Annotated in this window: 27 protein-coding genes; 17 read left to right on the plus strand and 10 right to left on the minus strand. The window is 70.9% G+C overall.

The genetic code is table 11. From position 1 onward, the window contains the following. The first annotated feature begins 43 nt into the window (after positions 1-43). The 6 genes from pstC to ACFYM0_RS32655 all read left to right on the plus strand — a co-directional run bounded on the left by pstC (position 44) and on the right by ACFYM0_RS32655 (position 7,643). Positions 44-1,033, plus strand: a complete 990-nt coding sequence (gene pstC / locus ACFYM0_RS32630; protein WP_327253572.1) for a phosphate ABC transporter permease subunit PstC — start codon at positions 44-46, stop codon at positions 1,031-1,033. Then, positions 1,033-2,115, plus strand: a complete 1,083-nt coding sequence (gene pstA, locus ACFYM0_RS32635; protein ID WP_388507730.1) for a phosphate ABC transporter permease PstA — start codon at positions 1,033-1,035, stop codon at positions 2,113-2,115. The genes pstC and pstA overlap by 1 nt, the downstream gene beginning before the upstream one ends. 30 nt (positions 2,116-2,145) lie before the next feature. Next, positions 2,146-2,922, plus strand: coding sequence for a phosphate ABC transporter ATP-binding protein PstB (pstB, locus tag ACFYM0_RS32640; RefSeq protein ID WP_356508290.1), 777 nt, complete (start codon positions 2,146-2,148; stop codon positions 2,920-2,922). 249 nt (positions 2,923-3,171) lie between these two features. Continuing rightward, positions 3,172-4,644, plus strand: coding sequence for an integrin alpha pat-2 (locus ACFYM0_RS32645; protein ID WP_388507733.1), 1,473 nt, complete (start codon positions 3,172-3,174; stop codon positions 4,642-4,644). A gap of 85 nt (positions 4,645-4,729) precedes the next feature. Further along, on the plus strand, positions 4,730-6,172 hold the full coding sequence (locus ACFYM0_RS32650; RefSeq protein WP_388507737.1) for an FG-GAP-like repeat-containing protein: 1,443 nt from the start codon (positions 4,730-4,732) through the stop codon (positions 6,170-6,172). Between the two features lie 19 nt (positions 6,173-6,191). Then, positions 6,192-7,643: an FG-GAP and VCBS repeat-containing protein gene (locus ACFYM0_RS32655; RefSeq protein WP_388507740.1), complete on the plus strand. Its 1,452-nt coding sequence runs from the start codon at positions 6,192-6,194 to the stop codon at positions 7,641-7,643. Between the two features lie 92 nt (positions 7,644-7,735). On the opposite strand, the gene ACFYM0_RS32660 is transcribed toward ACFYM0_RS32655, so the two are convergent. Together ACFYM0_RS32660 and ACFYM0_RS32665 are read right to left on the minus strand one after the other, a co-directional pair. Next, entirely contained in the window at positions 7,736-8,734 is a 999-nt protein-coding gene (locus ACFYM0_RS32660; protein ID WP_327253575.1) for an inorganic phosphate transporter, read from the minus strand. Between the two features lie 5 nt (positions 8,735-8,739). Beyond that, complete coding sequence (locus ACFYM0_RS32665; protein ID WP_388507743.1) at positions 8,740-9,360, minus strand: DUF47 domain-containing protein; 621 nt, start codon at positions 9,358-9,360, stop codon at positions 8,740-8,742. A 194-nt stretch (positions 9,361-9,554) separates the two neighbouring features. Here ACFYM0_RS32665 and ACFYM0_RS32670 point away from each other — a divergent pair, with 194 nt between their 5' ends. After that, positions 9,555-9,923, plus strand: a complete 369-nt coding sequence (locus ACFYM0_RS32670) for a metal-sensitive transcriptional regulator (protein WP_388507745.1) — start codon at positions 9,555-9,557, stop codon at positions 9,921-9,923. 15 nt (positions 9,924-9,938) lie between these two features. Here ACFYM0_RS32670 and ACFYM0_RS32675 read toward each other — a convergent pair whose 3' ends face one another. Together ACFYM0_RS32675 and ACFYM0_RS32680 are read right to left on the minus strand one after the other, a co-directional pair. Beyond that, positions 9,939-10,094: a hypothetical protein gene (locus ACFYM0_RS32675; protein ID WP_250744641.1), complete on the minus strand. Its 156-nt coding sequence runs from the start codon at positions 10,092-10,094 to the stop codon at positions 9,939-9,941. A 168-nt stretch (positions 10,095-10,262) separates the two neighbouring features. Beyond that, the gene (locus ACFYM0_RS32680) at positions 10,263-11,102 is read right to left on the minus strand and encodes a hypothetical protein (RefSeq protein WP_388507747.1); all 840 of its coding nucleotides are present in this window, start codon (positions 11,100-11,102) and stop codon (positions 10,263-10,265) included. 145 nt (positions 11,103-11,247) lie between these two features. Between ACFYM0_RS32680 and ACFYM0_RS32685 the strand changes: the two genes are divergently transcribed. Both ACFYM0_RS32685 and ACFYM0_RS32690 read left to right on the plus strand, forming a co-directional pair. Continuing rightward, positions 11,248-11,469 (plus strand): hypothetical protein, encoded by a 222-nt coding sequence (locus tag ACFYM0_RS32685; protein WP_388507749.1) that lies wholly within the window; start codon positions 11,248-11,250, stop codon positions 11,467-11,469. A 216-nt stretch (positions 11,470-11,685) separates the two neighbouring features. Then, positions 11,686-11,925, plus strand: coding sequence for a hypothetical protein (locus ACFYM0_RS32690; RefSeq protein ID WP_388507751.1), 240 nt, complete (start codon positions 11,686-11,688; stop codon positions 11,923-11,925). Between the two features lie 141 nt (positions 11,926-12,066). On the opposite strand, the gene ACFYM0_RS32695 is transcribed toward ACFYM0_RS32690, so the two are convergent. From ACFYM0_RS32695 to ACFYM0_RS32710, 4 genes are all read right to left on the minus strand, one after another. Then, a complete protein-coding gene (locus ACFYM0_RS32695; protein ID WP_388507754.1) occupies positions 12,067-12,780 on the minus strand; it encodes a phosphatase PAP2 family protein in 714 nt (237 codons plus the stop codon). 213 nt (positions 12,781-12,993) lie between these two features. Beyond that, on the minus strand, positions 12,994-14,013 hold the full coding sequence (locus ACFYM0_RS32700) for an NlpC/P60 family protein (RefSeq protein WP_388507757.1): 1,020 nt from the start codon (positions 14,011-14,013) through the stop codon (positions 12,994-12,996). Between the two features lie 179 nt (positions 14,014-14,192). Then, positions 14,193-15,032: a thioesterase family protein gene (locus ACFYM0_RS32705; protein ID WP_388507759.1), complete on the minus strand. Its 840-nt coding sequence runs from the start codon at positions 15,030-15,032 to the stop codon at positions 14,193-14,195. 66 nt (positions 15,033-15,098) lie between these two features. Continuing rightward, entirely contained in the window at positions 15,099-15,707 is a 609-nt protein-coding gene (locus ACFYM0_RS32710; protein ID WP_243339416.1) for a LysE family translocator, read from the minus strand. Positions 15,708-15,806: 99 nt separating this feature from the next. Here ACFYM0_RS32710 and ACFYM0_RS32715 point away from each other — a divergent pair, with 99 nt between their 5' ends. Both ACFYM0_RS32715 and ACFYM0_RS32720 read left to right on the plus strand, forming a co-directional pair. Then, a complete protein-coding gene (locus tag ACFYM0_RS32715; RefSeq protein ID WP_388507762.1) occupies positions 15,807-16,658 on the plus strand; it encodes a pentapeptide repeat-containing protein in 852 nt (283 codons plus the stop codon). A gap of 193 nt (positions 16,659-16,851) precedes the next feature. Next, positions 16,852-17,139, plus strand: a complete 288-nt coding sequence (locus tag ACFYM0_RS32720; RefSeq protein ID WP_388507765.1) for a hypothetical protein — start codon at positions 16,852-16,854, stop codon at positions 17,137-17,139. An 83-nt stretch (positions 17,140-17,222) separates the two neighbouring features. On the opposite strand, the gene ACFYM0_RS32725 is transcribed toward ACFYM0_RS32720, so the two are convergent. Next, the gene (locus ACFYM0_RS32725) at positions 17,223-17,525 is read right to left on the minus strand and encodes a hypothetical protein (RefSeq protein WP_388507768.1); all 303 of its coding nucleotides are present in this window, start codon (positions 17,523-17,525) and stop codon (positions 17,223-17,225) included. Between the two features lie 718 nt (positions 17,526-18,243). On the opposite strand from ACFYM0_RS32725, the gene ACFYM0_RS32730 reads away from it, so the two are divergent. The 6 genes from ACFYM0_RS32730 (at position 18,244) to ACFYM0_RS32755 (ending at position 25,443) form a co-directional block, all read left to right on the plus strand. Continuing rightward, the gene (locus ACFYM0_RS32730; RefSeq protein WP_031145169.1) at positions 18,244-18,552 is read left to right on the plus strand and encodes a hypothetical protein; all 309 of its coding nucleotides are present in this window, start codon (positions 18,244-18,246) and stop codon (positions 18,550-18,552) included. Positions 18,553-18,637: 85 nt separating this feature from the next. Then, positions 18,638-19,450 (plus strand): hypothetical protein, encoded by an 813-nt coding sequence (locus ACFYM0_RS32735; protein WP_388507771.1) that lies wholly within the window; start codon positions 18,638-18,640, stop codon positions 19,448-19,450. After that, positions 19,440-20,738 (plus strand): hypothetical protein, encoded by a 1,299-nt coding sequence (locus ACFYM0_RS32740; RefSeq protein ID WP_388507774.1) that lies wholly within the window; start codon positions 19,440-19,442, stop codon positions 20,736-20,738. The genes ACFYM0_RS32735 and ACFYM0_RS32740 overlap by 11 nt, the downstream gene beginning before the upstream one ends. After that, positions 20,735-22,297, plus strand: a complete 1,563-nt coding sequence (locus tag ACFYM0_RS32745) for an SCO6880 family protein (protein WP_327253589.1) — start codon at positions 20,735-20,737, stop codon at positions 22,295-22,297. Before ACFYM0_RS32740 ends, ACFYM0_RS32745 begins: the two co-directional genes overlap by 4 nt. A gap of 19 nt (positions 22,298-22,316) precedes the next feature. Then, positions 22,317-23,732 carry an ATP-binding protein gene (locus ACFYM0_RS32750; protein WP_266907227.1) on the plus strand — a complete coding sequence of 472 codons (1,416 nt, stop codon included), beginning with the start codon at positions 22,317-22,319 and terminating at the stop codon, positions 23,730-23,732. A gap of 1 nt (position 23,733) precedes the next feature. Then, the gene (locus ACFYM0_RS32755; protein ID WP_388507778.1) at positions 23,734-25,443 is read left to right on the plus strand and encodes a type VI secretion protein; all 1,710 of its coding nucleotides are present in this window, start codon (positions 23,734-23,736) and stop codon (positions 25,441-25,443) included. On the opposite strand, the gene ACFYM0_RS32760 is transcribed toward ACFYM0_RS32755, so the two are convergent. Then, positions 25,440-25,997: a GNAT family N-acetyltransferase gene (locus tag ACFYM0_RS32760; RefSeq protein ID WP_388507781.1), complete on the minus strand. Its 558-nt coding sequence runs from the start codon at positions 25,995-25,997 to the stop codon at positions 25,440-25,442. The two genes, ACFYM0_RS32755 and ACFYM0_RS32760, sit on opposite strands and share 4 nt — an antisense overlap. Between the last annotated feature and the right edge of the window lie 200 nt (positions 25,998-26,197).

Below are 26,197 nucleotides of genomic sequence, written 5' to 3' on the forward strand. Positions count from 1 at the left end.
ACCGCCGCCAGGGGGCCTGCCCCCCATCCAGACCGGAAAGATCATGGCTTCCACCACACCCACCCAGATAGACACGGCTCCGCCCGTCTCCAAGAGCGGAAGGTCCACCGGCCGCGCCGGTGACAAGATCTTCGCGGGCCTCTCCAAGGGCTCCGGCATCCTGCTCCTGGTGATCATGGCGTCGATCGCCGTCTTCCTCACCTACCGCGCCTCCATCGCGCTGGCCGACAACGAGGGCAACTTCCTCACCACGTTCGACTGGAACGCGTCGGCCAATCCCCCCGTCTTCGGCATCGCCGTCCTGCTCTTCGGCACCGTCGTCAGCTCGATCATCGCGATGGCCATCGCGGTTCCGATCGCCGTCGGCATCGCCCTCTTCATCTCGCACTACGCGCCGCGCAAGCTGGCCGCCCCCCTCGCCTACGTGGTCGACCTGCTGGCCGCCGTGCCGTCGATCATCTACGGCATCTGGGGCGCCCTCTTCCTCGTCCCGCAGCTCGCCGGACTGAACCTCTGGCTCGACGAGTACATGGGCTGGACCTACGTCTTCGACAAGACCCAGGTCGGCGTCGCACGCTCGCTCTTCACCGTCGGCATCCTGCTCGCGATCATGATCCTGCCGATCGTGACCAGCGTCAGCCGCGAGGTCTTCCTGCAGGTCCCGCGCATGAACGAGGAAGCCGCACTGGCCCTCGGCGCGACCCGCTGGGAAGTCATCCGCATGTCGGTCCTGCCCTTCGGCCGCTCCGGAGTCATCTCCGCCTCGATGCTCGGCCTCGGCCGCGCCCTCGGCGAGACGATGGCCGTCGCGACCGTCCTCTCCCCGAGCTTCCTGATCTCCGGCCACATCCTGGACCCGGGCGGCGGCACGTTCGCGCAGAACATCGCCGCGAAGTTCGACGAGGCCAACGAGTTCGGCCGCGACGCGCTGATCGCCTCCGGTCTCGTGCTCTTCCTGCTCACCCTGCTGGTCAACGGCGCCGCCCGGCTGATCATCGCCCGTCGCAAGGACTTCTCGGGGGCGAACGCCTGATGAGCCACGCACTCCAGGACCCGCGCCCCTCCCGGGCCGTCAAGTCCGCCGCCCCCAGCAGCCTGACGCAGGGCCACCTGCCCCGCTGGGCCCCGGCCGGCATCGCCGCCGCCTCGGTCGCGCTCGGCTCCGGCCTCGGCGCCCTCTTCGACCTCCACAGCAAGATCCAGTGGGGTCTGCTCGCGGCCGCCCTGTTCGTGGTCATCACGTACACGGCCAGCTCGATCGTCGAGAACCGCCGCCAGGCCAAGGACCGGGTCGCGACCTCCGTCGTCTGGGTCTGCTTCGTCCTCGCCCTCGCCCCGCTGCTCTCGCTGCTGTGGACGACCATCAGCCGCGGCATGAAGGTCCTCGACGGTGACTTCCTCGGCCACTCGATGAACGGCGTGACCAGCTTCGAGCCCGGCGGCGGCGTCTACCACGCGCTGCTCGGCACCATCGAGCAGGTCGCCCTGGCCACCGCGATCTCGGCCCCCATCGGCCTGCTGACCGCCGTCTACCTGGTCGAGTACGGCAAGGGCTCGCTCGCCAAGGCGGTCACCTTCTTCGTCGACGTCATGACCGGCATCCCCTCCATCGTCGCGGGTCTGTTCATCCTGACGACGTGGAACCTGATGCTCGGCTTCGGCCCCTCCGGCTTCGCCGGCGCGATGGCCCTGTCGATCCTGATGATGCCCGTCGTGGTCCGCTCCACCGAGGAAATGCTCAAGCTCGTCCCGAACGAGCTGCGCGAGGCCGCCCTGGCCCTCGGTGTGCCGAAGTGGCGCGTGATCCTCAAGGTCGTGCTCCCCACGGCCATCGGCGGCATCGCCACCGGCGTGATGCTGGCCGTGGCCCGCATCGCGGGTGAGACCGCCCCGATCATGCTGCTGGTCTTCGGTACCCAGCTGATCAACAACAACCCCTTCGAAGGTGCCCAGTCCTCGCTCCCCCTCTACATCTGGGAGCAGTACAAGGTCGGCAGTGAAGCCTCCTACGACCGGGCCTGGGGCGCGGCGCTCGTCCTGATCGCCTTCGTCATGATCCTCAATCTGGTGGCTCGCGGCATCGCCCGCTGGAAGGCCCCCAAGACCGGTCGCTGACGCGACTCCCTGAAAGCGAAGTGACCCCTCATGGCTAAGCGAATCGACGTCAGCGGACTGTCCGCCTTCTACGGCACCCACAAGGCCATCGACGACATCTCGATGACCGTGGAGCCCCGCTCCGTGACCGCCTTCATCGGCCCCTCCGGCTGCGGCAAGTCCACCTTCCTGCGCACCCTGAACCGCATGCACGAGGTCACCCCCGGGGGCCGCGTCGAGGGCAAGGTGCTGCTGGACGACGAGAACCTGTACGGCCCCGGCGTGGACCCGGTCGCGGTCCGCCGCACGGTCGGCATGGTCTTCCAGCGCCCGAACCCCTTCCCCACCATGTCGATCTTCGACAACGTGGCGGCGGGCCTGCGCCTCAACGGCTCCTTCAAGAAGTCCGAGCTCACGGAGATCGTCGAGAAGTCCCTCCAGGGCGCCAACCTCTGGAACGAGGTCAAGGACCGCCTGAACAAGCCCGGCTCCGGCCTCTCCGGCGGCCAGCAGCAGCGCCTGTGCATCGCCCGCGCCATCGCGGTCGAGCCGCAGGTCCTCCTGATGGACGAGCCCTGCTCGGCCCTCGACCCGATCTCCACCCTCGCCATCGAGGACCTGATCGGCGAGCTCAAGGAGCGCTTCACGATCGTCATCGTGACGCACAACATGCAGCAGGCGGCGCGCGTCTCCGACCGCACGGCCTTCTTCAACCTCTCCGCGGTCGGCCAGCCCGGCAAGCTGATCGAGATCGACGACACGGACCGGATCTTCTCGAACCCGTCCGTGCAGGCGACCGAGGACTACATCTCGGGCCGCTTCGGCTAAACCGGGATGTTGCAAGACGTCCTGCGGTGCTGCATGGCGGTGCCACCGCAAGGCGAAAGAAAGAAAAAGGGCCGGCTCCCCCTGGGTGGGGGGAGCCGGCCCGCTTCCTTTCCCGGCCCCGCACGCCACCGCGGAGCGTGACCCGGATCACACCAACCCTGCCCCCCGCTCATCGGTCATAGGTACGCAGCGACAAGTCGCATACCGGAAACGGCCCTTGAGGCCGCCACCGGACACCGGGGGGATCTTTTGCGCAGTACCACGTACCTGACGGCAGCCGCCTGCACCGCGGCCGTACTGGCCGTCACCGGCCTGTCCCCGGCCACGGCCGCACCCGCCTCTCCGGCGGCCCCGGCGGCTCCGGCGGCCCCGGCGAAGCCCGTGGCCAAGGACGCCGCCGACTTCAACGGCGACGGCTACGCGGACCTGGCCATCGGCGCCCCCCGCGCCACCGTCAACGGGCTCAAGGGCGCCGGCCTCGTCTCCGTCGTCTACGGCTCCCCCACCGGCCTGCGCTTCGACAAGCAGCAGCTGATCAGCCGCGCCACCCCCGGCATCCCGGGCGAGCCGCACGCCTCCGAGGGCGGCTGGGGGGTCAGGGCCACCCACGGAGACCTGGACGCGGACGGGTACGACGACCTGCTGCTCGGCACCGGCACCGGTGACGACCTGGTCCTGTGGGGCGGCAAGTCCGGGATCTCCGGGGGGATCACCCTCCCGAGGGGCGCCGGCACCACCGAGTCGCCCCGTACCGGCGGAGCGGGCGGCGGGATCGGGGACGTCAACGGCGACGGCAAGGACGACCTCGTCAGGGCCGCCTCGGCCGCCAAGTCCCCCACCCCGTTCGCGGGCGTCCTCATCCAGTACGGCCCGCTCGCCCGCGCCACCGGCAAGCCGGCTTCCACCCTCGTCCGCAACACGCGGGCCAAGGACGGGATACACGTCCGGGCCGTCTCCGTCGGTGACGTGACCGGCGACGGCACCGCGGACATCGTGGGCGCGGGAATCGCGGGCGACGACCCCAACGGCCCCAGGTCGGCCGTCGTCCTCAAGGGAACCCCCACCGGACCCGTCCCCGGCGGCACGCTCAAGGACGTGGCGTTCGGCGTCGAGTTCGGCGACATCAACGCGGACGGCTACCGCGACATGGTCACCCGTTCCTGGGCGGTCACCACCCCCCGCGACAGCGGCGGGATCAAGGTCCACTACGGCGGCCCCGACGGCCTCAGCAAGACCCTGCCCGGCCGCCGATACGACCAGAACACCGCCGGGGTCCCGGGCGTCAACGAGAAGTACGACCGCTTCGGAACCGACGTCACCCTCGGCGATGTGGACCATGACGGCTACGCGGACATCGTTGTCGGCGTCCCGTTCGAGTCGGGCACGGAGGCCACCACCTCCGGGGCCGGTGCCATCACCGTGCTGCGCGGATCCAGGACCGGCGTCACCACCACCGGCGCCGAGTCCTTCACCCAGAACTCCGCCGGAATCCCCAGCACTTCCGAGAAGTCGGACCACTTCGGTCAGGCACTCACCCTCCTCGACGCCGACAAGGACGGCAAGCCCGAGCTGTACGTCGGCGGCCACGGCGAGGACGACTGGGCCGGCCGGGTCTGGCAACTGCAGACCGGTGCCACCGGCCTGACCGGCACCGGCGCCACGTCCTTCAGCCCGGGCGGCGGCTACGGCGGCGCCCACTTCGGCGAATGGTTCGGCAAGTAGCCGACGCCTCCGGGTCAGCCCCTTCCGGCAAGGGGCCGACCCCCACCTCACCACCAACCAAGTTCCACGGGGGGACACCCAACCCATGCGCACCCGCACGCTCCTCACCACGGCCGCCTGCACCGCCGCCGTCCTCGGCCTCACCACCCTGACCGCCGCCACCGCGGCCCCGGCACCCGGCAAGGCCGCCGCCGCCCCCGACACCGCCGACTTCAACGGCGACGGCTACCCCGACCTCGCCATCGGCGCCCACACCGCCACCGTCAACGGCCTGAAGAAGGCCGGGGCGCTGTCCGTGGTCTACGGCTCCGCCACCGGCTTCCAGTACGACAAGGCATCCGTCATCAGCGAAGCCACCGACGGCATCCCCGACGACCCCCGCGAGAGCGGCACCTGGAGCCACGTCAACGGCCACGGCGACTTCGACCACGACGGCTACGACGACCTGCTGGTCGCCGACTACGGCGACCTGTCGATCCTCTGGGGCAGCAAGCAGGGCATCACCGGCGCCTCCGCCGTCGTCCCGAACGAGAGCGAGTACCGGGGCGGACCAAACCGCCTCAACTCCGCCGTCGCCATCGGCGACGTCAACGGAGACGGCATCCCGGACATCCACTCGGTGACCTGGGGCAGCGGCCGCCTCGGCCACGGCCAGGTCACCGAGTACGGACCGTTCGATCGGACCACGGGCAAGCCGAAGTCGGTCGTCCACCGCGACACCGCGGCTCTTGACGGCCACGAGACCAGGTACGTACAGGTCGGGGACATGACCGGTGACGGCATCAGCGACATGCTGATCGGCGGCGTGACCAAGCAGTGGGTGCACAAGGCCACTCTTTTCAAGGGCACGCGCACCAGCGGCCTGGTCAAAGTCGGCGCCGCGCCCGCCTTCATCGACCCCGACAACCACAACGCCATCCTCCCGGGGGCCTTCGGCGACATCAACGGGGACGGCCACCAGGACTTCGTCAGCGGCTCGGGCGAGAAGGTGACCGTCGTCTACGGCGGCCCGAAGGGCATCAGCACCACGATCCCCTCCCGCTCGTACAGCCAGAGCAGCACCGGCGTCCCCGGAGTCGGCGAGACCGGCGACCTGTTCGGCGGCACGGTCGCCGTCGCCGACACCGACCAGGACGGTTACGCCGACGTCCTCATCGGCGCCCCCGGCGAAACCGGCACCGACCCCGCGACCACCGCCCGCTCCGGCGCCCTCACCATCCTGCGCGGCGGCAAGACCGGCATCACCACCGCCGGCGCCAAGTCCCTCACCCAGAACTCCACGGGCATCCCCAGCGCCTCCGAGCTCGACGACAAGTTCGCCACCAGCATCCGCGTCCTGGACAGCGACAAGGACGGCAAGCCCGAGGTCTACGTCGGCGGACACGGCGAGGACAACTTCACCGGCCGCGTCTGGAAGCTGAAGACCGACCCGACCGGCGTCACCGGCACCGGCGCCACCAGCTTCGCCTTCGCCGACCTCGGCGGCCCGAAGGGCCTCGCCTCCTTCGGCTTCCGCACCGCGGGCTGATTCCGAAAGGGCCTCCACCATGCTCAGACAGCACGTCCTCGCCCTGGCCGCCGCGAGCGCGGCGGCCGTCGTACTCGCCACCACCACCCTGACCCCCGCCATCGCCGCCCCCGCCATCGCCACCCCTGCCCTCACGGCCGCCGGTGCCCCCGCCGACTTCAACGGCGACGGCTACCCCGACCTCGCGACGAGCGCCCACTCCGCGACCGTCGGCGGTCTCCCCAGAGCCGGGATGCTCTCCGTCCAGTACGGCTCCCGCACCGGCCTGCAGACCACGGCCGCGCTGATCTCCCGGGCCACCCCGGGCGTTCCCGGCGAGCCGACCGAGAACGGCGGGTTCGGCTCGATCTCCGGCCAGGGCGACGTGAACCACGACGGATACACCGACCTGATCGTGCGCGACGGCCACGGGGTCCTCATCCTGCGCGGCGGCAAGGACGGCCTCACGGGCCGCGGCCCGGGCCGGATCACCTACGGATCGCGCCTCCCCGACGGGTCGTACCTGTCACCGAATACGGCCGTCGCGGTCGGCGACGTCACCGGTGACGGCGTCCCCGACATCCTCACGGTCGCGGACGAGAAGGAGGCGCCCGCCGGCAAACTGGTGGTGTTCCAGGGACCCTTCGATTTCGCCACCGGCAAGCCGGCGGCGGTCCAGGTCCGCCACACCACGAAGCTGGACGGCCTCCGCATCATCGGGCTCTACATCGCGGACATGACCGGCGACGGCATCGCGGACGTCGTCGCCACCGGCTGGAACAACGGCGTGGTCTACGCGGGCGGCCCCGCCGGCCCGACCCCCGTCGGCATCGTCAGGGGCCCGACCGACGGCGCGTTCGGCGACATCGACAAGGACGGCTACCAGGACTTCGTCGGCGGCGAGGCCGGCCAGTTCGACAAGGACGGCAGCCGGATCCACGTCTCCTACGGCGGCCCGAAGATGCCCCGCACCCTGTCCGAGGTGCTCACCTACACCCAGGACAGTCCCGGTGTCCCCGGCGTCGCGGAGGCCGACGACCGGTGGGGCAGCGCGGTCGCCGTCGGGGACACCGACGGCGACGGTTACGCCGACATCGTCGTCGGCGCCCCCTGGGAGACCGGCACCGACCTGACCGCCACGCACCAGTCCGGCTCGGTCACGGTGCTGCGCGGCAGCGCCTCGGGGATCACCGGGACGGGCTCCAAGGTGTTCACCCAGAACTCGGCGGGCATCCCCAGCACGTCCGAGCGCTTCGACCACTTCGGCGCGCGCACGACCTTGCTCGACTCGGACAAGGACGGCAGGCCCGAGCTCTACGTCAGCGGGTACGGCGAGGACAACTTCACCGGCCGGGTCTGGAAGCTGAAGACCGACCCCACCGGCGTCACCGGCACCGGCGCCACCAGCCACAACCTGGCCGGCCTCGGCGGCCCGTCCGGCCGCGCCCACTTCGGCTACGCCTTCGGCGCCGGAAAGCTCCCGCTCCCCTAGCGGTCCCACCCCACCCCCGACATGCCGGTGGGCCCCGCCGGATCAGCCGATCCGGCGGGGCCCACTGGTGTCCGTACGACGTGCGCGTGCGGTCACACGAAGGCGAGGTTGACCACCCAGAAGCTGAGCGCCGCGACCAGCGCCGCGGCCGGCATGGTGATGAACCAGCCCAGGATGATGTTCTTGGCGACGCCCCAGCGGACCGCGTTCACCCGCTTGGTCGCGCCCACGCCCATGATCGCCGAGGTGATCACGTGAGTGGTGGAGATCGGCGCGTGGAAGAGGAACGCCGAGCCGAACATGATCGAGGCACCGGTGGTCTCCGCCGCGAAGCCCTGCGGCGGGTCCAGCTCGATGATCTTGCGGCCGAGGGTGCGCATGATGCGCCAGCCGCCCGCGTACGTACCCAGCGAGAGCATCACGGCACACGCGATCTTGACCCAGACCGGGATCTCGTCGCCCGCGCTGTTCACGTCGGCGATGACCAGGGCCATCATCACGATGCCCATGGTCTTCTGCGCGTCCTGCAGACCGTGGCCGAGCGCCATGCCGGCCGCCGAGACCGTCTGCGCGATGCGGAAACCGCGCTTGGCCTTGTGCGGGTTGGCACGGCGGAACATCCACAGGATGGCGACCATCACCAGGTAGCCGACGACGAGGCCGACGACCGGCGAGACGAACATCGGGATGACGACCTTGTCGACCACACCCGACCAGAGCACCTCGGTGCCGCCCGCCAGCGCCGCGCCCACCATGCCGCCGAACAGCGCGTGCGAGGAGGACGAGGGCAGGCCGAAGTACCAGGTGATCAGGTTCCACACGATCGCGCCGACGAGCGCCGCGAAGAGGATCCACATGCCCCGGTTGCCGTGGGGCGTCTCGATCAGGCCCTCACTCACCGTCTTGGCGACCCCGCTGCCGAGGAAGGCACCGGCGAGGTTCATGACCGCGGCCATCGCGAGCGCGGCACGCGGGGTCAGCGCACGGGTCGAGACCGAGGTCGCGATCGCGTTCGCGGAGTCGTGAAAACCATTCGTATACGTAAAGCCGAGCGCGACACCGATGGTCACGACCAGAGCGAAGGTGTCCACGAGGTTCAGGACTCCTTGACCGCGATGGTCTCCACCGTGTTCGCGACGTGCTCGAACGCGTCGGCCGCCTCTTCGAGCACGTCGACGATCTGCTTGAGCTTCAGCACCTCCATGGCGTCGTACTTGCCGTTGAAGAGCTGGGCGAGCAGCTTGCGGTGGATCTGGTCGGCCTGGTTCTCCAGGCGGTTGACCTCGATCCAGTACTCGGTCAGGTTCTCCATCGTGCGCAGGTGGGGCATGGCCTCGGCGGTCAGCTCGGCCGCGCGCGCCAGTACCTCGATCTGCTGCTCGACACCCTTGGGGAGCTCCTCCACGTTGTAGAGGACGACCAGGTCGACCGCCTCTTCCATGAAGTCCATGATGTCGTCGAGGCAGGACGCCAGGTTGTAGATGTCCTCGCGGTCGAACGGCGTAATGAAGGAGGAGTTGAGCTGGTGGAAGATCGCGTGGGTGGCGTCGTCTCCCGCGTGCTCCGCTGCCCGCATCCGCTCCGCGATCTCGACCCGGGCGGAGGAGTCCGCTCCGAGCAGTTCCATGAGGAGCTTGGAGCCCGTGACGATGTTGTCCGCGGATGCGGCGAACATGTCGTAGAAGCTCGTCTCCCTGGGGGTCAGACGAAATCGCACGTGAGGTCCTCGGGGTGCATTGGATTCGGTCAGGCTGATGCTAGGCGCATCCCCCGGCCACGGCTAACCGGCAGTTCCCCAGTGTCCTCCATCAGGCAGAGTGAGGACCACGGGCCCCTGCCCCTGCGGACGAGGGCCGGTACCCTATACCCATGAGGGGTATAGGCCCCCCATTCCGGACCACGGGAGGACGCATGACTGCCATCCAGGCGGAGGGCTCCGGAGCCACCACGGACACCGGCGCGAGCACGGACACGAGCGCGGACACGGCCGCCGGCGCGGTGCACGGCTACCACCACCAGAAGGACGAGCACCTCAAGCGCCTGCGCCGGATCGAGGGCCAGATCCGGGGACTCCAGCGCCTCGTCGACGAGGACGTCTACTGCATCGACATACTCACCCAGGTCTCGGCGAGCACGAAGGCGCTCCAGTCCTTCGCGCTCCAGCTCCTGGAGGAGCACCTGCGGCACTGCGTCGCCGACGCCGCCGTCAAGGGCGGGGGAGAGATCGACGCCAAGGTCGAGGAAGCGACGAAGGCGATCGCCCGGCTGCTGCGCACCTGACCCGGGGAACGGGGGTCAGCCGGACCACACGCCCATCAGCACCTCGTCGATCCGGTCTTGGCTGAGCCTCTCCTCGGCCACGGCCGACGCCGCGATGATCAGCTCTCCGCACAGTTCGATCTCGGCCAGAGCCACGAGGTCCTGCACCGTAGAACCGCCTGCGGGAGTCACGCGTGTCACCTCAATCTGCCGTCGTCCGGTCGCCGGCGCTCGGCTTCTCAGCGTAGGGAGCGCGCGGGGCGGCGCACATGACACGGATGGACCATTTCCGGCCCCCCACACCGGGCCCATGGCCCGCCACGGCCCGACCGCGCCGCCTGGCCCGGGGGCTCCCGGCGGCTAATCGGCGATCTTTCCGGCGTAAATGTCCCCTTCGGCCGGCAATACGACGGTGACCGGGGTCCCGAAGCCGTAGAGCAGCGTGGTGGAGGACACATCGATCACGCCATTGTTGACGTACGTGAAGCGGTGGCGGACCTTCCGCAGCAGGCCCTCGGCGTCGAGGTAGGCGTCGAACGGCACCGCGTCCTTGCTGAACCCTTTCGCCGCCGCCTCCAGCGCCCCCTTCACCGCCGGTGAGGCCTGCGCGGCGGCCCGCGCGATGTCCGTCGTACCCCGGTAGTGCCGCACCTTGGTCCCGGCCACCTCGGTCTCGCCCACGTACGTCACCCCCTGCGCCCCGCGCAGCAGCTCCGCGGCGGCCATCGGGTCGGTGGCCCCGCCGGTGACGAGGTTCCCGTCGGCGAGGGCCGTCGTGTCGACCCGGACCCACTTGTCGGCGGGCACTCCGGCGCCCCGGTTCTTCATGTAGAGCGCGCCCGGTACGAGCAGCTCGGTGATGGGCCGGTGTTCCGCCTTGCCCTGGGCGTCGTCGGGGAGCATCACCAGCAGCTGCCCCATCCGGTTCTTGAAGTCGACCCCGCCCTCGCCCCGGATCGTGACCCGGGTGCCGCCCGTGGCCATTTCCATGGCCGTACGGGTCTGCGCGCTCCCGGTCGCCAGGAGCGCGTCGGCGGCTCCGCGGACCGTCGCCGCCGGATCGTCGGCGGGCCGGGCGTCGTCGCCCGCGACGGCGTCGCCACCGCACCCGCTCAACGCCGCCACCGTGAGGGCCAGGCCGACCGCGGCCGCAGCCCGACCCGCGCGTCCCCGCCTCCGCCTGTGCTGGTGCACCACCATCGCCTGCCAACCCCCAACGCGTGACCGCTCTTTGCCCGAGGCCCCACCCGCTCCGCTTAACGAGGTCCCGGGCCTCCCGTCACGGCCGCGCGCTCCTCCCGCCGGGCCAGTGCCCCACCCGCCCCCGGCCCGGTACCTTGGTGGAGTGGAACCGCACACCGAAGCGACCCTCGTCCCTCCGCTTGCCTCAGTGCCGCTGCCCCGCGACTCCTCGAGCGCGGTGCCGGCACCGTCCACCGATCACGCCACGAGCACATCCGAACGCGGCTCGTTCAGCCTGGCCGCCTGTACGTGCGGCTGGCGCGGCCCTGCCCGCCGCTCCCGCGACCTGGCCCGCAAGGACGCCACGGGCCACGCCCCGGAGTAGCCCGGGGCTTCCCGCCACGGGCCCGGCACGGGCCGGGCACCCCCGTCGGCCACAGACCACCACGGGCCCGGCACCCTTGCCGACCACGGCCCACCACCGGCCCGGCGCCCCGCCTCGTACGGGCCCGGCACCGGCCCGGCACCCCTGCACGCCCCCGGTTCGCCCGATCGGACGGCCCGGCTGGCCGACACGCCCGGGAGCGGTTGCCCTTGACTCATGCCCGGACCCGCGCCCCGACTCGCCGCCCTCACCTGGGCCCTGCTGATCGCGTTCGCCCCCGCCACCCCGGCCCGGGCCAGCCCCGTGGGCACGGCCGACGGGCCCGGCGACGTCGCCCTGGCCATCGGGGTCACCACCACCGCGGCCGCGGCGACCGGGCTGTGGCTGCGCTCCCGCTACCGGCGCTCCGACGCGGAGGCGCCTGCGGACGCCACGGAACCCGGCGGTGATCCGTGACCCCGCCCCCGCGCTCGCGTCCGGCCGCGGTCCGCGTCTGCTTCGGGGCCGCGGCGCTGTGCCTGCTGGCGGCCGTGGTGCTGAGCGTCTGGGACTCGTACCGCATCGGCTGACGCTCCGGGCACCGCCCGGAGCAGCCCGTCAGGCGGCGAGGTCGCTCTCGTGTCCGCGCCCCGCCGGCGGCGTCGCCGCGAGGTCCACCGGCCGGGCCACCACGCGGTCGCGCGACCGGACCAGTACGCCGAGCCGCGGGGACCGGGCCACCGCACGCACCGCCGGGGTCAGCAGCGCCATCGCGAGCGGCGCGAGCAGCAGCACCACCGCGGTGCCCAGGGCGAGCCCGCCGATGACGTCGGTCGGATAGTGCAGGCCCATGTAGACCCGGGTGAATCCCTCTAGCAGGGCCAGCCCGATCCCGATGAAGCCGAGCCTGCGGTGGGCGACGAACAGGCCGACGCCGAGCGCCATCGCGAGCGTCGTGTGGTCGCTGACGAAGGAGAAGGCGCTCTGGTCGATCCCGGTGCCGCTGTCCAGCACCGTGACCTCGCCGTGCTGCGCGGCCGGCCGCGGCCGGCCCACGAACTCCCGCAGCGGAACGTTCAGGAGCAGCGCGGCCCCGGCGGCGAGCGGGGCCCACACGAGCGCAACGAAGGACTCGACGGCGGCGGGCTCGTCCTGCCGGCGCGCTCCGCGCCAGCACCACAGCACCAGGAGCAGGAGGGTCAGCGGGATCCCGTAATCGCCGAGGACCGCGACCGTGCGGTCCAGCCAGCCCGGGGCTTGCCGCGCCAGTCCGTTGATCTCGTACAGCAGGCTTACATCCACGTTCGGCCCACCTGTTGTGAGTCCAGCCATGGTGATGCGGCCCCTTGCCCTTGCCTTGGTACCCGTACGGCCGCACGCCGATGTGCGGCCCTTCGCCCCCCGGTGATCAATCCGGCGCTTCCGCTCGTCCTGCCCCCAGTGACCATGGAACGCCCGTTCTGGCGGCTACGTTCCACTCTCCACCGAATGATCACCCCAACGTTATCGAAGAGTGACTCATCGTCGCAGCTCAGGGCCTTCGCTTCACGCTGCGTTGCCGACGCCGTCGCGCCGCGGCAGCGCCTCCGCACCGTCCTTCGTCACGCGCGTCGCGCCGAAGTAGTCGGGCGTGTCGATCTTGTCGAAGCGGATCACGGCTCCGGTGAACGGTGCGTTGATCATGTAGCCGCCGCCGACGTAGAGCCCGACGTGCCGGATCTCCCGGGAGTTCGTCAGATCGTCAGAGAAGAACACCAGGTCCCCCGGCAGCAGTTCCGCCCGCGAGGGATGCGGACCGGCGTTGTACTGGTCGTTGGCCACGCGCGGCAGGTCGATCCCCACCGACTCGTACGCGGCCTTGGTCAGCCCCGAGCAGTCGAACCGCCCGCCCTGCTCCGGCGTCCCGTTCCCGCCCCACAAGTACGGGGTCCCCAGCTGCTTCTGCGCGAAATAGATCGCCCCGGCGGCCTGCTGGGAGGGCGCGACCCGCCCGACGGGGGCCTCGAAGCTCTTGGCGAGGTTCGTGATGGTCTTCACGTACCCCTCGGTCTCCCGGTACGGCGGGACGCCCCCGTACTGCTTCACCGCGCCGGGACCCGCGTTGTAGGCGGCCAGCATGTTCTTCACCGGGTCCCCGGGCACCTTGGACACGTAGCGCGCCAGCTCGCAGTCGTACGAAGCCGCCGACGGGATCGCGTCGTTCGGGTCCCAGATGTCACGGTCCCCGTCACCGTCCCCGTCGATGCCGTGCGTCGCCCACGTCCCCGGGATGAACTGCGCGATGCCCCGCGCGTCGGCCGGACTCACCGCACCCGGGTTCCAGCCGCTCTCCGAGTAGAGCTGGGCGGCCAGCACCGCCGGAGAGAGAGTCGGGCAGAGGTTGCCCCACTTCTGCACGAGGGGCTGGTACTTCCCCGGCACGGCCCCCTTCGCGAGCCCGCCGGCCCGCCCGCCCGCGCCGGTCGCGATGCCCGCGGCCGCCGAGTACGTACCGACCACGAGCAGGGCGAGAAAGCACAGGCACGCCCCGAAGCTGATTCCACCGACCACCCAGAGTCTGCGCACCCGCCAACCTTCCCCCATCGAACGGCTTTTCCCGGGGCTCCCGCCACCCCGTGTCGAATCATCCCGCCGGGGGACCGGCACAGGAACCGCCCCACCCGGAGCACTTGGAGCACAGAACGCGGCGGACGGGTGAACTCATAAGACGATAAGACCTATTGGAGTCCGGCCCGCTCCCGCTCCTACTCCCTCGGCGCCACGAACAGGCTCTGTGCGCTCCGCCCGATCGGCCCCTTCTCGTCGTGCAGCCGGGCGTCCGCCAGCCCGATGCCCGCCGCGTCCACGCTCGTACGGGCCTCCACGCACACCCATTCACCGGCCGGATGGCGGTGCAGGTGCACGGTGAGGTCGCCGTTGACGAACAGGTACCGCCCGAAGTCCACGACGGAACTGATGCCGTTCCCCGAGTCCGCCGCGACCAGGACACGGTCCAGCGGCCGCGGCTCCTCCCCGGCCACGAGCGGCACCTTCATCCGCATCCAGCAGGTCCCGGGCCCGAGTTCGACGAACGCGCCCCGCGTGAAACGGGTCTCCATCGCCGAGTGGTAGCCCTTCTCCCACGGCACCGGGAAGAACGGCGTGAGCCCCACCTCCCCGGGCGGCGGCAGCTCCGGCCCGGGCACGACGGACGGCACGGACTCCCCCGCCACCCGGATCCGCAGCGCCCGCGCCAGCATCACGGGCGCCGCCCCGGCGGGGGCGAGCGCCGCCTCGACCACCTCGGTGCCGCGGCCGGCCCGCAGCACGCTGGTCGTCACCTCCAGCGGGCCGATCGGCACCGGTCGCAGGATCTCGTACGTGATCCGGGCGATCCGCATGTCCTCCCGCCCGCCCGGCCGCTCCTCGATCGCCCGACCCAGCAGCGCGGCCGGCGGTCCGGCGTGCTGCGAGCCGGGATCCCACGGGCCGCGCGTGTAGCCGCTCGCCAGGAAACGCCCCGCGCCGACCCGCTCGTAGAACCCCTCTGCACCGCTGACTTCACTGACTTCGCTGACTTCGCTGACACCGCTCTCGGCACCCATGGCCGCCACGCTACCGACTGGTAATCGACGACCGCCAGCCCCCTCTCGCCCTCCCCCGGTCCGGACTCAGCGGGCGAAGCCCAGCCCCACCCCGAGCCCCACCAGGACCGAGCCGATGGCCCGGTTCAGCGCCTTCTGGGCCTTCAGCATCCGGTCGCGCAGCCGGGAGTTGGAGAAGAACAGCGCGACGGCCCCGAACCACCCCAGGTGCGCCGCCGACATGAACAGCCCGTACCCGGCCTGCTGCCACACCGGCGTCCCCGGCCCGACCACCTGCGTGAAGGTGGACACGACGAACAGCGTGGTCTTCGGGTTGAGCACGTTGGTCAGGAACCCGCTCCTGAGTGCCCCGAACGGCGTCAGCCCGCCCTTCTCCTCCAGATCCACGGCCACCTCGGCGCGCGCCCGGAAGGTCCGTATCCCGATCCACACCAGGTACGCGGCGCCCGCGAGCTTGATCACCGTGAACAGTTCGGCCGAGGAAGCGATCAGCAGACCGACCCCGAGCATCGTGTAGGAGACGTGCACCAGTACCCCGGCCGCGACCCCGGCGGCCGCGAACAGCCCGGTGGGCCGCCCGTAGAGGTAGCTGTTGCGGACGACCATGGCGAAATCCGCGCCGGGACTGATGACGGCGAGGAAGGTGATGACGGCTACTGCGATCACTTCGGTCATACCGCGATGCTCCCCGGACCCGCCCTCGGCGATCAAGGGCTTTCCGCGGTACGGGCACCCGGCGGCCGCCCAAGTCCCCCACGGGGAGACAATGGGGACGTGCCCCAGCCTCCTTCCGCCGGCCCCGCCCGCCCCGCCGCCCCCGCCCCGCTCCCCCTCCTGCAAGCGGACTGCGCCAACTGCTTCGCGCTCTGCTGCGTGGCGCTGCCCTTCACCAAGTCCACCGACTTCGCCGTGAACAAGCCCGCCGGCACCCCCTGCAAGAACCTCCGGCAGGACTTCCGCTGCGGCATCCACACCGGGCTGCGCGACCAGGGCTTCCAGGGCTGCACCGTCTTCGACTGCTTCGGCGCCGGCCAGCAGGTCTCCCAGGTCACCTTCGGGGGCCGCGACTGGCGCTCCCACCCCGCCACCGCCGGCCCGATGTTCGGGGTCTTCCCCGTGATGCGGGGCCTGCACGAGCTGCTCTTCTACCTCGCCGAGGCCCTCACCCTCCCCGCCGCCCGCCCGCTCCACGCACAGCTGCGCACCGCCCTGGCCGACACCACCCGGTGGACCGCGGCGACCCCGGAGGTCCTCGCGGAGTTCGACATCGCCCCGCTGCGCCAGGAGGTGAACACCCTGCTCCTCAAGACCAGCGAGCTCGTACGGGCCAAGGTGGCGGGCCGCAAGAAGAACCACCGCGGCGCCGACCTGATGGGCGCCCGCCTCCCCGGCGCCGACCTGCGCGGGGCCAACCTCCGCGGCGCCTACCTGATCGCCGCCGACCTCAGCGGCGCCGACCTGCGCACGGCCGACCTCATCGGCGCGGACTTCCGCGACACCGACCTGCGCGACGCGGACCTCACGGGCGCCCTCTTCCTCACACAGCCCCAGCTGAACGCGGCCCGGGGCAGCGCCGCGACCCGCATCCCGCCCTCCCTCACCCGCCCCGCGCACTGGCTCCCGTAGGGCGGCTTCGGGACCGGCTCGACAAAGGTGCGGGACCGACTCGACTCCGGACGGCGCACGCGGGACACGTGTGCGCCCCCAGCGCACCCACACGCCCCTCCACGGATGTCACCGTCCGCACGTGACCCCCTACCGTGAGGCACGCAACCGGAAGACGACCGTCACCTGCCGGCCCACTGGAGGTTCCCCCACCATGCGACGACCGACCACGACCCTCGGCACCCTCGCGGCCGCCGCCACCCTCGTCCTCGGCCTCGGCGGCTCCGCGCACGCGGCCTCGGGCGAACTGGTCGTCAACGGCCACCCGTTCCACGAGCCGTCCGGCTGCATCCTGCACGACGGCCCCGCCGCGGTCACGAACCACACCGACAGCCCGGTCTTCATCACCAGCGGCCGCTGGTGCACCGGGGCGGTCATCGCCGTCATCCACTCCGGCGAGACCCGCTTCGCCTCGTTCGCCTCGAACGTCTTCGTCCCCTAGAGCCTGTCGCCCCGGCCCGGCTTCCCCGCGGGCGCCGCGCCCGGCTCGTGCCCCGGGCGCGGCACCGGCGGGGAAGCCGGCCGTCAGGGCCTGACGACGGCCTGCCAGCCGAGCGGACACGCGAAGCCCGCGGCCGAGTAGTCGCAGAAGATCTCGGAGACGTCCCCGCCGGCCGTCAGCACCTTCACGTAGGCCCGCTGGCCGGTATAGGTGACGGACACCGCACACGCGCCCCTCGGGAACCCGGGGTTCGCCGGCGTGGTGAGGTCCTTCCAGGCGTAGGCGCCGACCGTCGTCCCCATCACGGTCCGCCGACCGATGTACGCCTTCCCCCGGCTCAGCGCAGCACTGAGCTCCTGATTGCCCTGCGCCTTCACCGAGTCCATGTCCACACACGGACCGGCCGCCCCCCGGTCACCCTTCGCCCCCCGGTCACCCTTCGGACCGCGGTCACCCTTCGGACCGCGGTCACCCTTCGGCCCCTGCGGACCACGCGGCCCCACACACCCGCCACCCCCCACGGGTGCCACCCGGTCATCGCCACCGCCGCCTCCCGGGGACACGGGAGACACGCACGCACCACTCCCGACGGCGACGGCCACCGGCACCGAGACCCCCGTGAACACGAGCGCCAACGGCACCGCGAACCCACCGGCCAACCAAGCCGCCCGCCGTCCCGCCCTGCCCCGAGAACCCATCCGCCACCACTCCTCGCGTCTCCGTACCGAACCACGTGGAGCATCACCCGCAACCGGCCACCCGGATCGCCCGACTGACGGAATGTCGGAAAACATCATCGGTATGGTCGAACGAACCACGACCCGTTGCGCCAAACGGCGCCCCCACGACAACCACCCAGCCCACCGGCACGACAATCATTGCCCGCAGTCACCCCCCGTGATACACAGAGTGACCATACGTTCTTTCCCCCACACGCCGCCCGACCCCAGGTCAGGACGCACGAACGGCACCCGGGGCGACAGATCGGGTAAAGAGAGCAGTCAAGTCGACATCCGACGGCGGTTTCATCAGGGAAGATAGAGAGCGACCCCTGCCGTCCGGGCACGGGCTACCGGAACTACCCATACAGGGGCGGTGAGTTACATGATCCTGGCAGCCGAAAAGGGCGACATCACCACCATCATCGGCGGAATCGCCCCGAACTGGGGGCCGTTCGGCAGTCTCGGCAACGAGGCGAAGATCATGATCGAAGTGGTCATGGCCGTAGCGATCCTGCTCTGCCTGGGCATCGCCATCTGGGGCGCGGCCAAGCAGCGCATCGGCGCGACCGCACTGCGCGACACCTTCAGCGCGGAACAGGGCAAGGGCCTCATCGTGGCCGGCCTGACGGGCGTCTTCATCATCGGCTCACTGGGCACCCTCTTCACGATCGTCTACGGAATGGCCGTCTAGCCCGAGCCCTGATGAGGACTCACCACGCCGCGCCTGCGCGGATACCAGCGCTACCGTCGTACGACGCGGAGGGGGCGAACACCGAATGAGCACCGACGACCAATACGGTGGCGGCGAGGTCGGCGGCACCGGCCAGACCCGTACCCGCTTCCCGGAGCCCTCGGACCCGTACGCCCCGCCGCGCCGCACCCCCCGAGGCCTCATCACGGTCGTCGGCGTGGTGGTCCTCCTCATCGCAGCCATCGCCTTCGCCAACCAGTCCCGCACCCCCGAAACCCCCCCGACCGCCGACAAGGCCCCCACCGCCACCAACCCGACGGCAGCCACGGGCGTCCCCCCGGTGGACGGCAAGTCCGCAGGCATCCCGCAGGGGTTCGCCCAGACCGAACAGGGCGCCCAGTCCGCGGCGGCGAACTACGCGGTGGCGCTGGGCTCCGACGGCATGTTCAAAAAGAACACGCGCCACGCGCTCGTGGAAGGGATCTACACTCCGGACGCCGCGTCCAGGATGAGAGCCCCTCAGGACGAGGCGTACTCCGTGCCGTTCCTCGCAAAGCTGGGACTCGACGCGAACGGCAACCCTCCCCAGGGCAGTTCCTTCGTCACCCGCGCCGTCCCCGTCGGAACCCGGGTCGACGGCTACGCGCCCACGAACGCGAAGGTCTCCGTCTGGTACACCGGCCTCATCGGCATGTCCGGCCCGAAGTCCACCGACCCGGTACGCACCACGTGGAAGACCTGGACGTTCGAACTGGTCTGGTCGAGCGGAGACTGGAAGGTCGCCTCCGACTCCCAGCAGGACGGTCCGGCGCCGGTTCCCGGTGACGCTGTCGCGTCGCCTTCCGAGGACATCAGCAAGGCCGTCAAGGAGTTCGGAGGCTTCACCTATGCCCGCTAGCCTCAGGCTCCGGGTCGGCGTGGTCACCTTCGCCCAACTGGCCATCGCAGGCCTGGCGACCCGCGCCTACGCCGCCCCGAGCCCCACCCCAACCCCGTCCCGGCTGCCCAGCGATGACCCCTGCGACCTGCTGATCGGCCCTGCGAAGCAGTACTGCAACCGCGAGGGCACCGCCCCGAACGGCCCCGGCGCAGGCCTGGCCCCCAACGACCCCGCCGACGCCCTCAACCCCCTCTCCTCCCTCGCAAAGGGCTGCGCCGACGCCGCAGCCTGGATCGTCGGCGAACTCAGCAAAGCCGTGAACGGCACCGCCAACGTCGACTTCACCAACGGCGCCTTCCTCAAGCAGTACGCCATCGTCTTCGCCGCCTCCACCATCCTCACGCTCGTCCTCTGGCTCTTCGCCGTCGCCAAACGAGCCATCCGAGGCGTCCCCTTCACCACCGCCATGTCCGAAGCCATCGGCTTCCTCTGGCTCACCGTCCTCGCCTCCGCCTTCACCCCCCTCATCCTCTACACCATCGTCTCCGCCACCGACGGCGTCACCGAGGTCATCGCCTCCGCCACCGGAGGCCAGACCGACGTCTTCTTCGGCTCCTTCGCCGAGGCCCTCAAAAAGGGCGACGACATCGGCGGCGGCCCGATCATGCTGATCGTCGTCGCCCTCGTCACCGTCCTCGCCGCCGGCATCCTCTGCCTCGAGCTCGTGATCCGCGCCGCGCTCCTCTACGTCGGCGCCCTGCTCGGCACCGTCGTCTACGCCGGCCTCGTCGACCGCAACCTCTGGGGCCACGTCCGCCGCTGGGCGGGCATCATGATCGCCGTCATCCTCGTGAAGCCGGTCATCGTCATCGTCCTCGGCCTCGCCGGAGCCCTGGCGGGCGACAAGGGCCCGAACGCCTTCTCCGCGGTCGTCTCCGGCCTCTCCATCATCCTCCTGGCGATCTTCGCCTCCGCGATGATCTACCGCTTCGTCCCCGGCTTCGGCGACGAGATCGCCTCCGCACGCACCAACCGCAGCAAGGCCACCGACGGCGCCCAGGCGGCCGCCGTCATCAGCTCCCCGGCCTCCCTCGTCTCCCAGGGCATCAAGACCCACAGCAGCCGCGGCGGCGGCGGAAACAGCGGCGGCGGCGCCCACCGCGCCGGCGGCGACAACCAGATCTCCGGAGGCATGGCCGCACACAGCAGCCGACGCTCCGGCGGCGGGAACAGCGGCGGCCCCGCCGCCGCACCCCCGCCCCGTACGGGCTCCAGCACGAGGAACACAGGAGGTGACGGGCGGTGACGACCCAGTCCCACCAGCTCCACCCGGTCACGCCCCGCCGCACGTATCTCATCGGCCGGGCCCGGCCGAACGCGATCGTCGGCAAGAACCGCGAGACCGGCGAGATCGCCCTGATCATCGTCGGCGCGTTCCTCGGCATGATGAGCGGACTGCTCGTCCCCTCCCTCACCCTGCGCATCGTCTCCCTCGCCGGCTTTCCGATGCTCGCCCTCGCCGCCGTCTACGTCCCCTACCGCGGCCGCACCTTCTACCGCTGGTTCGAGATCAACCGCAGCTTCAAGCGCACCCTGCGCCGCGGCACGACCTTCCGCTCCGGCGCCATGGAAGCGGGCATCCGCGCCGGCGACGGCCGCGAGGTCGAGGTGGGCCCGCCCCCCGGCATCGGCCGCATCAACTGGCTCGCCGCCCCCTTCGGCCCCGACGAGATCGCCGTCCTGCTCCACGCGGACCGCAGAACCGTCACCGCCGCCATCGAGATCGAGGGCCCCGGCGTGGGCCTGCGCGACAGCGAGGACCAAGAGGCCCTCGTGGACCGCTTCGGCACCCTCCTCAAGCACGTGGCCAACGGCGACGGCTTCGTCACCCGCCTCCAGATGCTCGTACGCACCCTGCCCGCCGACCCGGAGGCCCACGACAAGGACGTCGCCGCCCGCGGCGATACCCACGCCCCCGTCTGGCTGCGCGATTCGTACGACCAGCTCCAGTCGATGGTGTCGACCTCCTCCGAGCAGCACCGCGCGTACCTCGTCGCCTGCATCCACTTCACCCGCGAGCTGGCCGCCGAGGCCCACACCATCGCCCGCGCGGCCGCCCCGTACAAGGGCCGCAAGGTCGACCGCGACGCCGGTCTCGCCATCGTCATGGCCCGCGAGCTCACCGACATCTGCGCCCGCCTCGCCGAGGCCGACATCCGCGTCCGCCAGCCCCTGGGCCAGGGCCGCCTCTCCTCCCTCGTGCACTCCATGTACGACCCGGACCACCCCATCGACCACATCCAGGCCATGACCAAGCGCAACGCCTGGCCCGCCGAACTGGACGCCGTCGAACCGACCTACCTCCAGGCCAAGACCCGCGAGTCCTCCACCCGCGCCCCCTGGTGCCACGCCACCGCCTGGGTGAAGGAGTGGCCGATGACACCGGTCGGCGTGAACTTCCTCGCCCCGCTCCTCGTCCACACCCCCGACGTCATCCGCACGGTCGCCGTCACCATGGACCTGGAGCCCACCGAGATCGCCATCGAGCGCATGCTCACCGAGAAGACGAACGACGAGGCCGACGCCAGCCGCGCCGCCAAGATGAACCGCACCGTCGACCCGCGGGACATCGCCGCGCACGGCCGGCTCGACCAGCGCGGCGAAGACCTCGCGAGCGGCGCCGCCGGGGTCAACCTGGTCGGGTACATCACGGTCTCCTCCCGCTCCCCCGAAGCCCTCGCCCGCGACAAGCGCACCATCCGCGCCTCGGCGGGCAAGTCCTACCTGAAGCTCGAATGGTGTGACCGCGAGCACCACCGCGCCTTCGTCAACACCTTGCCGTTCGCCACCGGCATCCGACGCTAGCTGGAGGGAATGGCCGCCCATGCGAGATCCCATGTCCGCCCTGACGGACGCCTTCACCAGCTTCCTCTTCGGCAAGGTCGAAACCACCAGACTCCCCGTCCGCACGTCCACGGGCCAGGCGCAAGCGGTCTACCTCCCCACCGCCGCCCCCGGACTCGGCGACTCGGGCGTCATCATCGGCCGTGAGGTCTACAGCGGCAAGGGCTACATCTACGACCCCTTCCAGCTGTACGGCCAGCAACTGCCGGCCCCCCACTGGCTGGTCCTGGGCGAGTCGGGCAACGGCAAATCAGCCCTGGAGAAGACCTACGTCCTGCGCCAGCTCCGCTTCCGGGACCGCCAGGTCGTCGTCCTGGACGCCCAGGGCGAGGACGGCGTCGGCGAATGGAACCTCATCGCCCAGCAGCTGGGAATAACCCCCATCCGCCTGGACCCCATCGCCGCGAACAACGACGGGATCCGCCTCAACCCCCTCGACCCGGCGATCACCGCGACCGGGCAGCTCGCGCTGCTCCGCACGATCATCGAAGTCGCCATGGGCCACGGCCTGGACGAACGCTCCGGCTTCGCCCTCAAGGTCGCGCACGCCTACGTGGTGGAAACCATCACGGACCGCCAGCCGGTCCTGATGGACATCGTGGAACAACTGCGCCACCCGGAACCCGAGTCGGCGCTCTCGATGAACGTGGCCATAGACGATGTCCGCGCCTGGGGCTTGGACGTCGCGCTCGTCATCGACCGCCTGGTCGACGGCGACCTGCGCGGCATGTTCGACGGCCCGACCACGGTCGGCATCGACCTCGACGCCCCGCTCATCGTCTTCGACCTCTCCCACATCGACCGCAACTCCATCGCCATGCCGATCCTGATGGCGATCGTCGGCGTATGGCTGGAACACACCTGGATCCGCCCGGACCGCAAGAAGCGCATCTTCCTGGTCGAAGAGGCCTGGCACATCATCAACAGCCCCTTCGTGGCCCAGCTGTTCCAGCGCCTCCTCAAGTTCGGCCGGCGCCTGGGCCTGTCCTTCGTCGCGGTCGTCCACCACCTCTCGGACGTGGTGGACGGCGCGGCGGCACGCGAAGCGGCGGCGATCCTCAAAATGGCCTCGACCCGCACGATCTACGCCCAGAAGGCGGACGAGGCCCGCGCCACGGGCCGGGTCCTCGGCCTCCCCCGCTGGGCGGTGGAAATCATCCCGACCCTGACCCCCGGCATCGCGGTCTGGGACGTCAACGGCAACGTCCAGGTGGTCAAACACCTGATCACGGAGGCCGAACGCCCCCTGGTCTTCACCGACCGCGCCATGACCGAATCCTCGGTCCAGCACCGCCTGCCCGACGACCTCCTCGCCGCCGAACTGGAGACGGAGGAGCGTGCACTCCTGATGGAACGCCACCGCAACGCCGGCGGCTCGGCGACCACGGTGGCCTGACATGCCCAACAGCACGGACCAGCGCCCCCAGGGCGGCATCCCGGACGGTCTCCTCGTAGGCCTCCTGGCCTTCCTCCTGGGCCTGGCCGTCCTCACCTGGACGTCCACCGGCCTGGCAGCCCTCTTCGCAAAGGGCGCCTGGCCGGACAAGGTCACCTTCACCCGCACCCCGACCGCGGTCCGCTCGCTGATAGCTCAACCCCAGAACGTCCAGGCCGCCTGGCCGGACACACCCCCCGAGGCCCTCTCCAACTGGGGCCTCTTCTGGGGCCTGTTCATCAGCCAGCTCCTGGTCCTCCTGGTCCTGGCGATCTTCACCCTGGGCACCATCGCCCGCACGAAATCCCGCCGCAGACTGGCACGCCAGTCGGGCCAGTCGGGCCAGTCGGGCCAGTCGGGCCAGTCGGGCCAGTCGGGCCAGTCGGGCCAGCAAGCTCACACTCCCCCACCGAGTTCCCTCATCCCGGCCCCTTCATCGGCGCAGCCCCCCACCGCCCCACCGGCGTCGCAGCCATTCTCAGCCCCGCCGGCGTTCGAGGCGCAGGGGTCCGGGGTCCGGCCCCCGACAACGGCCCCGCACCCGTCCACGGTCCCCATCCCCACCAAGCCCCACCCCATCCCCGCACCGTCGGCGAAGGCGTCGCAGCCACTTTCAGCCCCGCCGGCGTTTGAGGGCCGAGCCCCCGGCAACGGCGCCGCACCCACGGACGAGGCGTACCGCTACGGCTTCGGCTACGCCCCCATCCCGGCCCCGATGCCGTCCGCGACCCCACCCCCAAGCCACCGCCTGGCGTACGCCCCACCCGAGGCCCGAACCACCGCAGCCGCACAGGCCATCGCAGCCGCACAGGGCTCCATCCTCGTGATCACGTCCTCCCCCGCCCTCTGGTCGGACACGAAGGACGCCCGCTCCAAACTGGGTCCCGTCCTCCTCTACGACCCCTCCCACCTCTGCGACACCCCGGCCCGCATCCACTGGAGCCCCACGGAAGGCTGCGCGGACCGCGCCACCGCCGCCGCCCGAGCCATCGCGCTCCTCGCCCCGGTCCGCCCCCAGGCCCGCATGGACTCCGCGCTCGCGGACACCGCGGAAACGCTCCTGCGCAGTTGGCTCCAGGCCGCCGCCCTGGACAACCGCCCCTTCAAGCAGCTGCACCGGTGGGCCCAGGGCACCAACGCCCAGGACCCGGTCCGCATCCTCCGCACCCACCCCCAGGCGGCAACGGACGCCCCCGGCGCGGCCGGCGAGCTCGAGAGCGCCCTCACCGCCCACCCCGAGCGCCGCGAACAAGCCCAACACCTCACGGCCCGCGCCCTGACGGCCCTCTCCTCGATCCACATCCGGGAATCCTGCACCCCGAACCGAACCGATTCCCTCGCCCTGGCATCGTTCGTCTCCGAAGGGGGCACCCTCTACGTGGTGGGCGAACCCCTGGAAGACCCTCGTTCCCACCCGGGTGCGATGCCGCTGCTGACCGCACTCGCCTCGAGCGTGGTCGAGCACGGCCGCCGCATGGCCGCACGGTCATCCGACGGTCGGCTCGACCCACCACTGACCCTGGTCTTCGAGGACGTCGCCGCCGTGGCCCCGATCCCCCAACTCCCGCAGCTGCTCCAGGACACGACGCTCCCGCTCCTCGCCCTGTGCCGCAGCCGCGAACAGGCCCGCTCCCGCTGGCCGGAGGCGGACCTGCCCGTGGCAGCCCGCTAAGCAGGCCGCGGGAACACGTACTCCAGCTCCTTCGCGGACGGGTCGGTCGGCATCGGCACGACCTTCCCGCTGGGCACGAACCCGAACCGCCGGTAGAACGCCCCGGCCCGCGCGTTCTCCTCGTGTACGAAGAGCCGTACGCGCACCAGCGCCGGCTCCTCCACCCCCCAGGCCCACTCCAGCGCGGCCGCGAACAGCTTCTCGGTCAGCCCGGTCCCCCGCTGCCCGGGCCGGACGAACACGCCCACGAGATGCGCCTGGGCCTGCTCGATCTCCCCGTCGAAGATGTCGGTCGTGCCGGCCTCCTCAACAAGAATGGTCACCGTCCCGGCCCACACCCCATCGGGCCCTTCGGCCACGAACTGCCGAATGCCCCGCCCCACAGCGCCCCCGGCAGCCCGCTCCTGCCAGAACTCATCGCTCTTTGCCTCAGCCTGCTCACGGGTCTCCAGGAAGGCCACCGGCGCGGCCGGGTCCCGCAGAGCCGCGATCCGCAGCTCCTTCACCTTGTCCCACTCTTCAGCCCGTACAGGACGTATCACGTACTCGTTCATACCTCGGGATCCTAACGAGCCGCCCAGCCCGACTTCATCAGAGTTTCCCCACCCCAAAACCAAAAACCCAAGGACCCAAAAACCCAAGGATCCAAAAGACCCGTGAACGCAGAAAAGCCCCGTACCGGTTACCCGGTACGGGGCTTTTCTCAAAAATTGTTCGGCGGCGTCCTACTCTCCCACAGGGTCCCCCCTGCAGT

This window comes from Streptomyces sp. NPDC006487, from assembly GCF_042870555.1.
GTDB lineage: Bacteria > Actinomycetota > Actinomycetes > Streptomycetales > Streptomycetaceae > Streptomyces.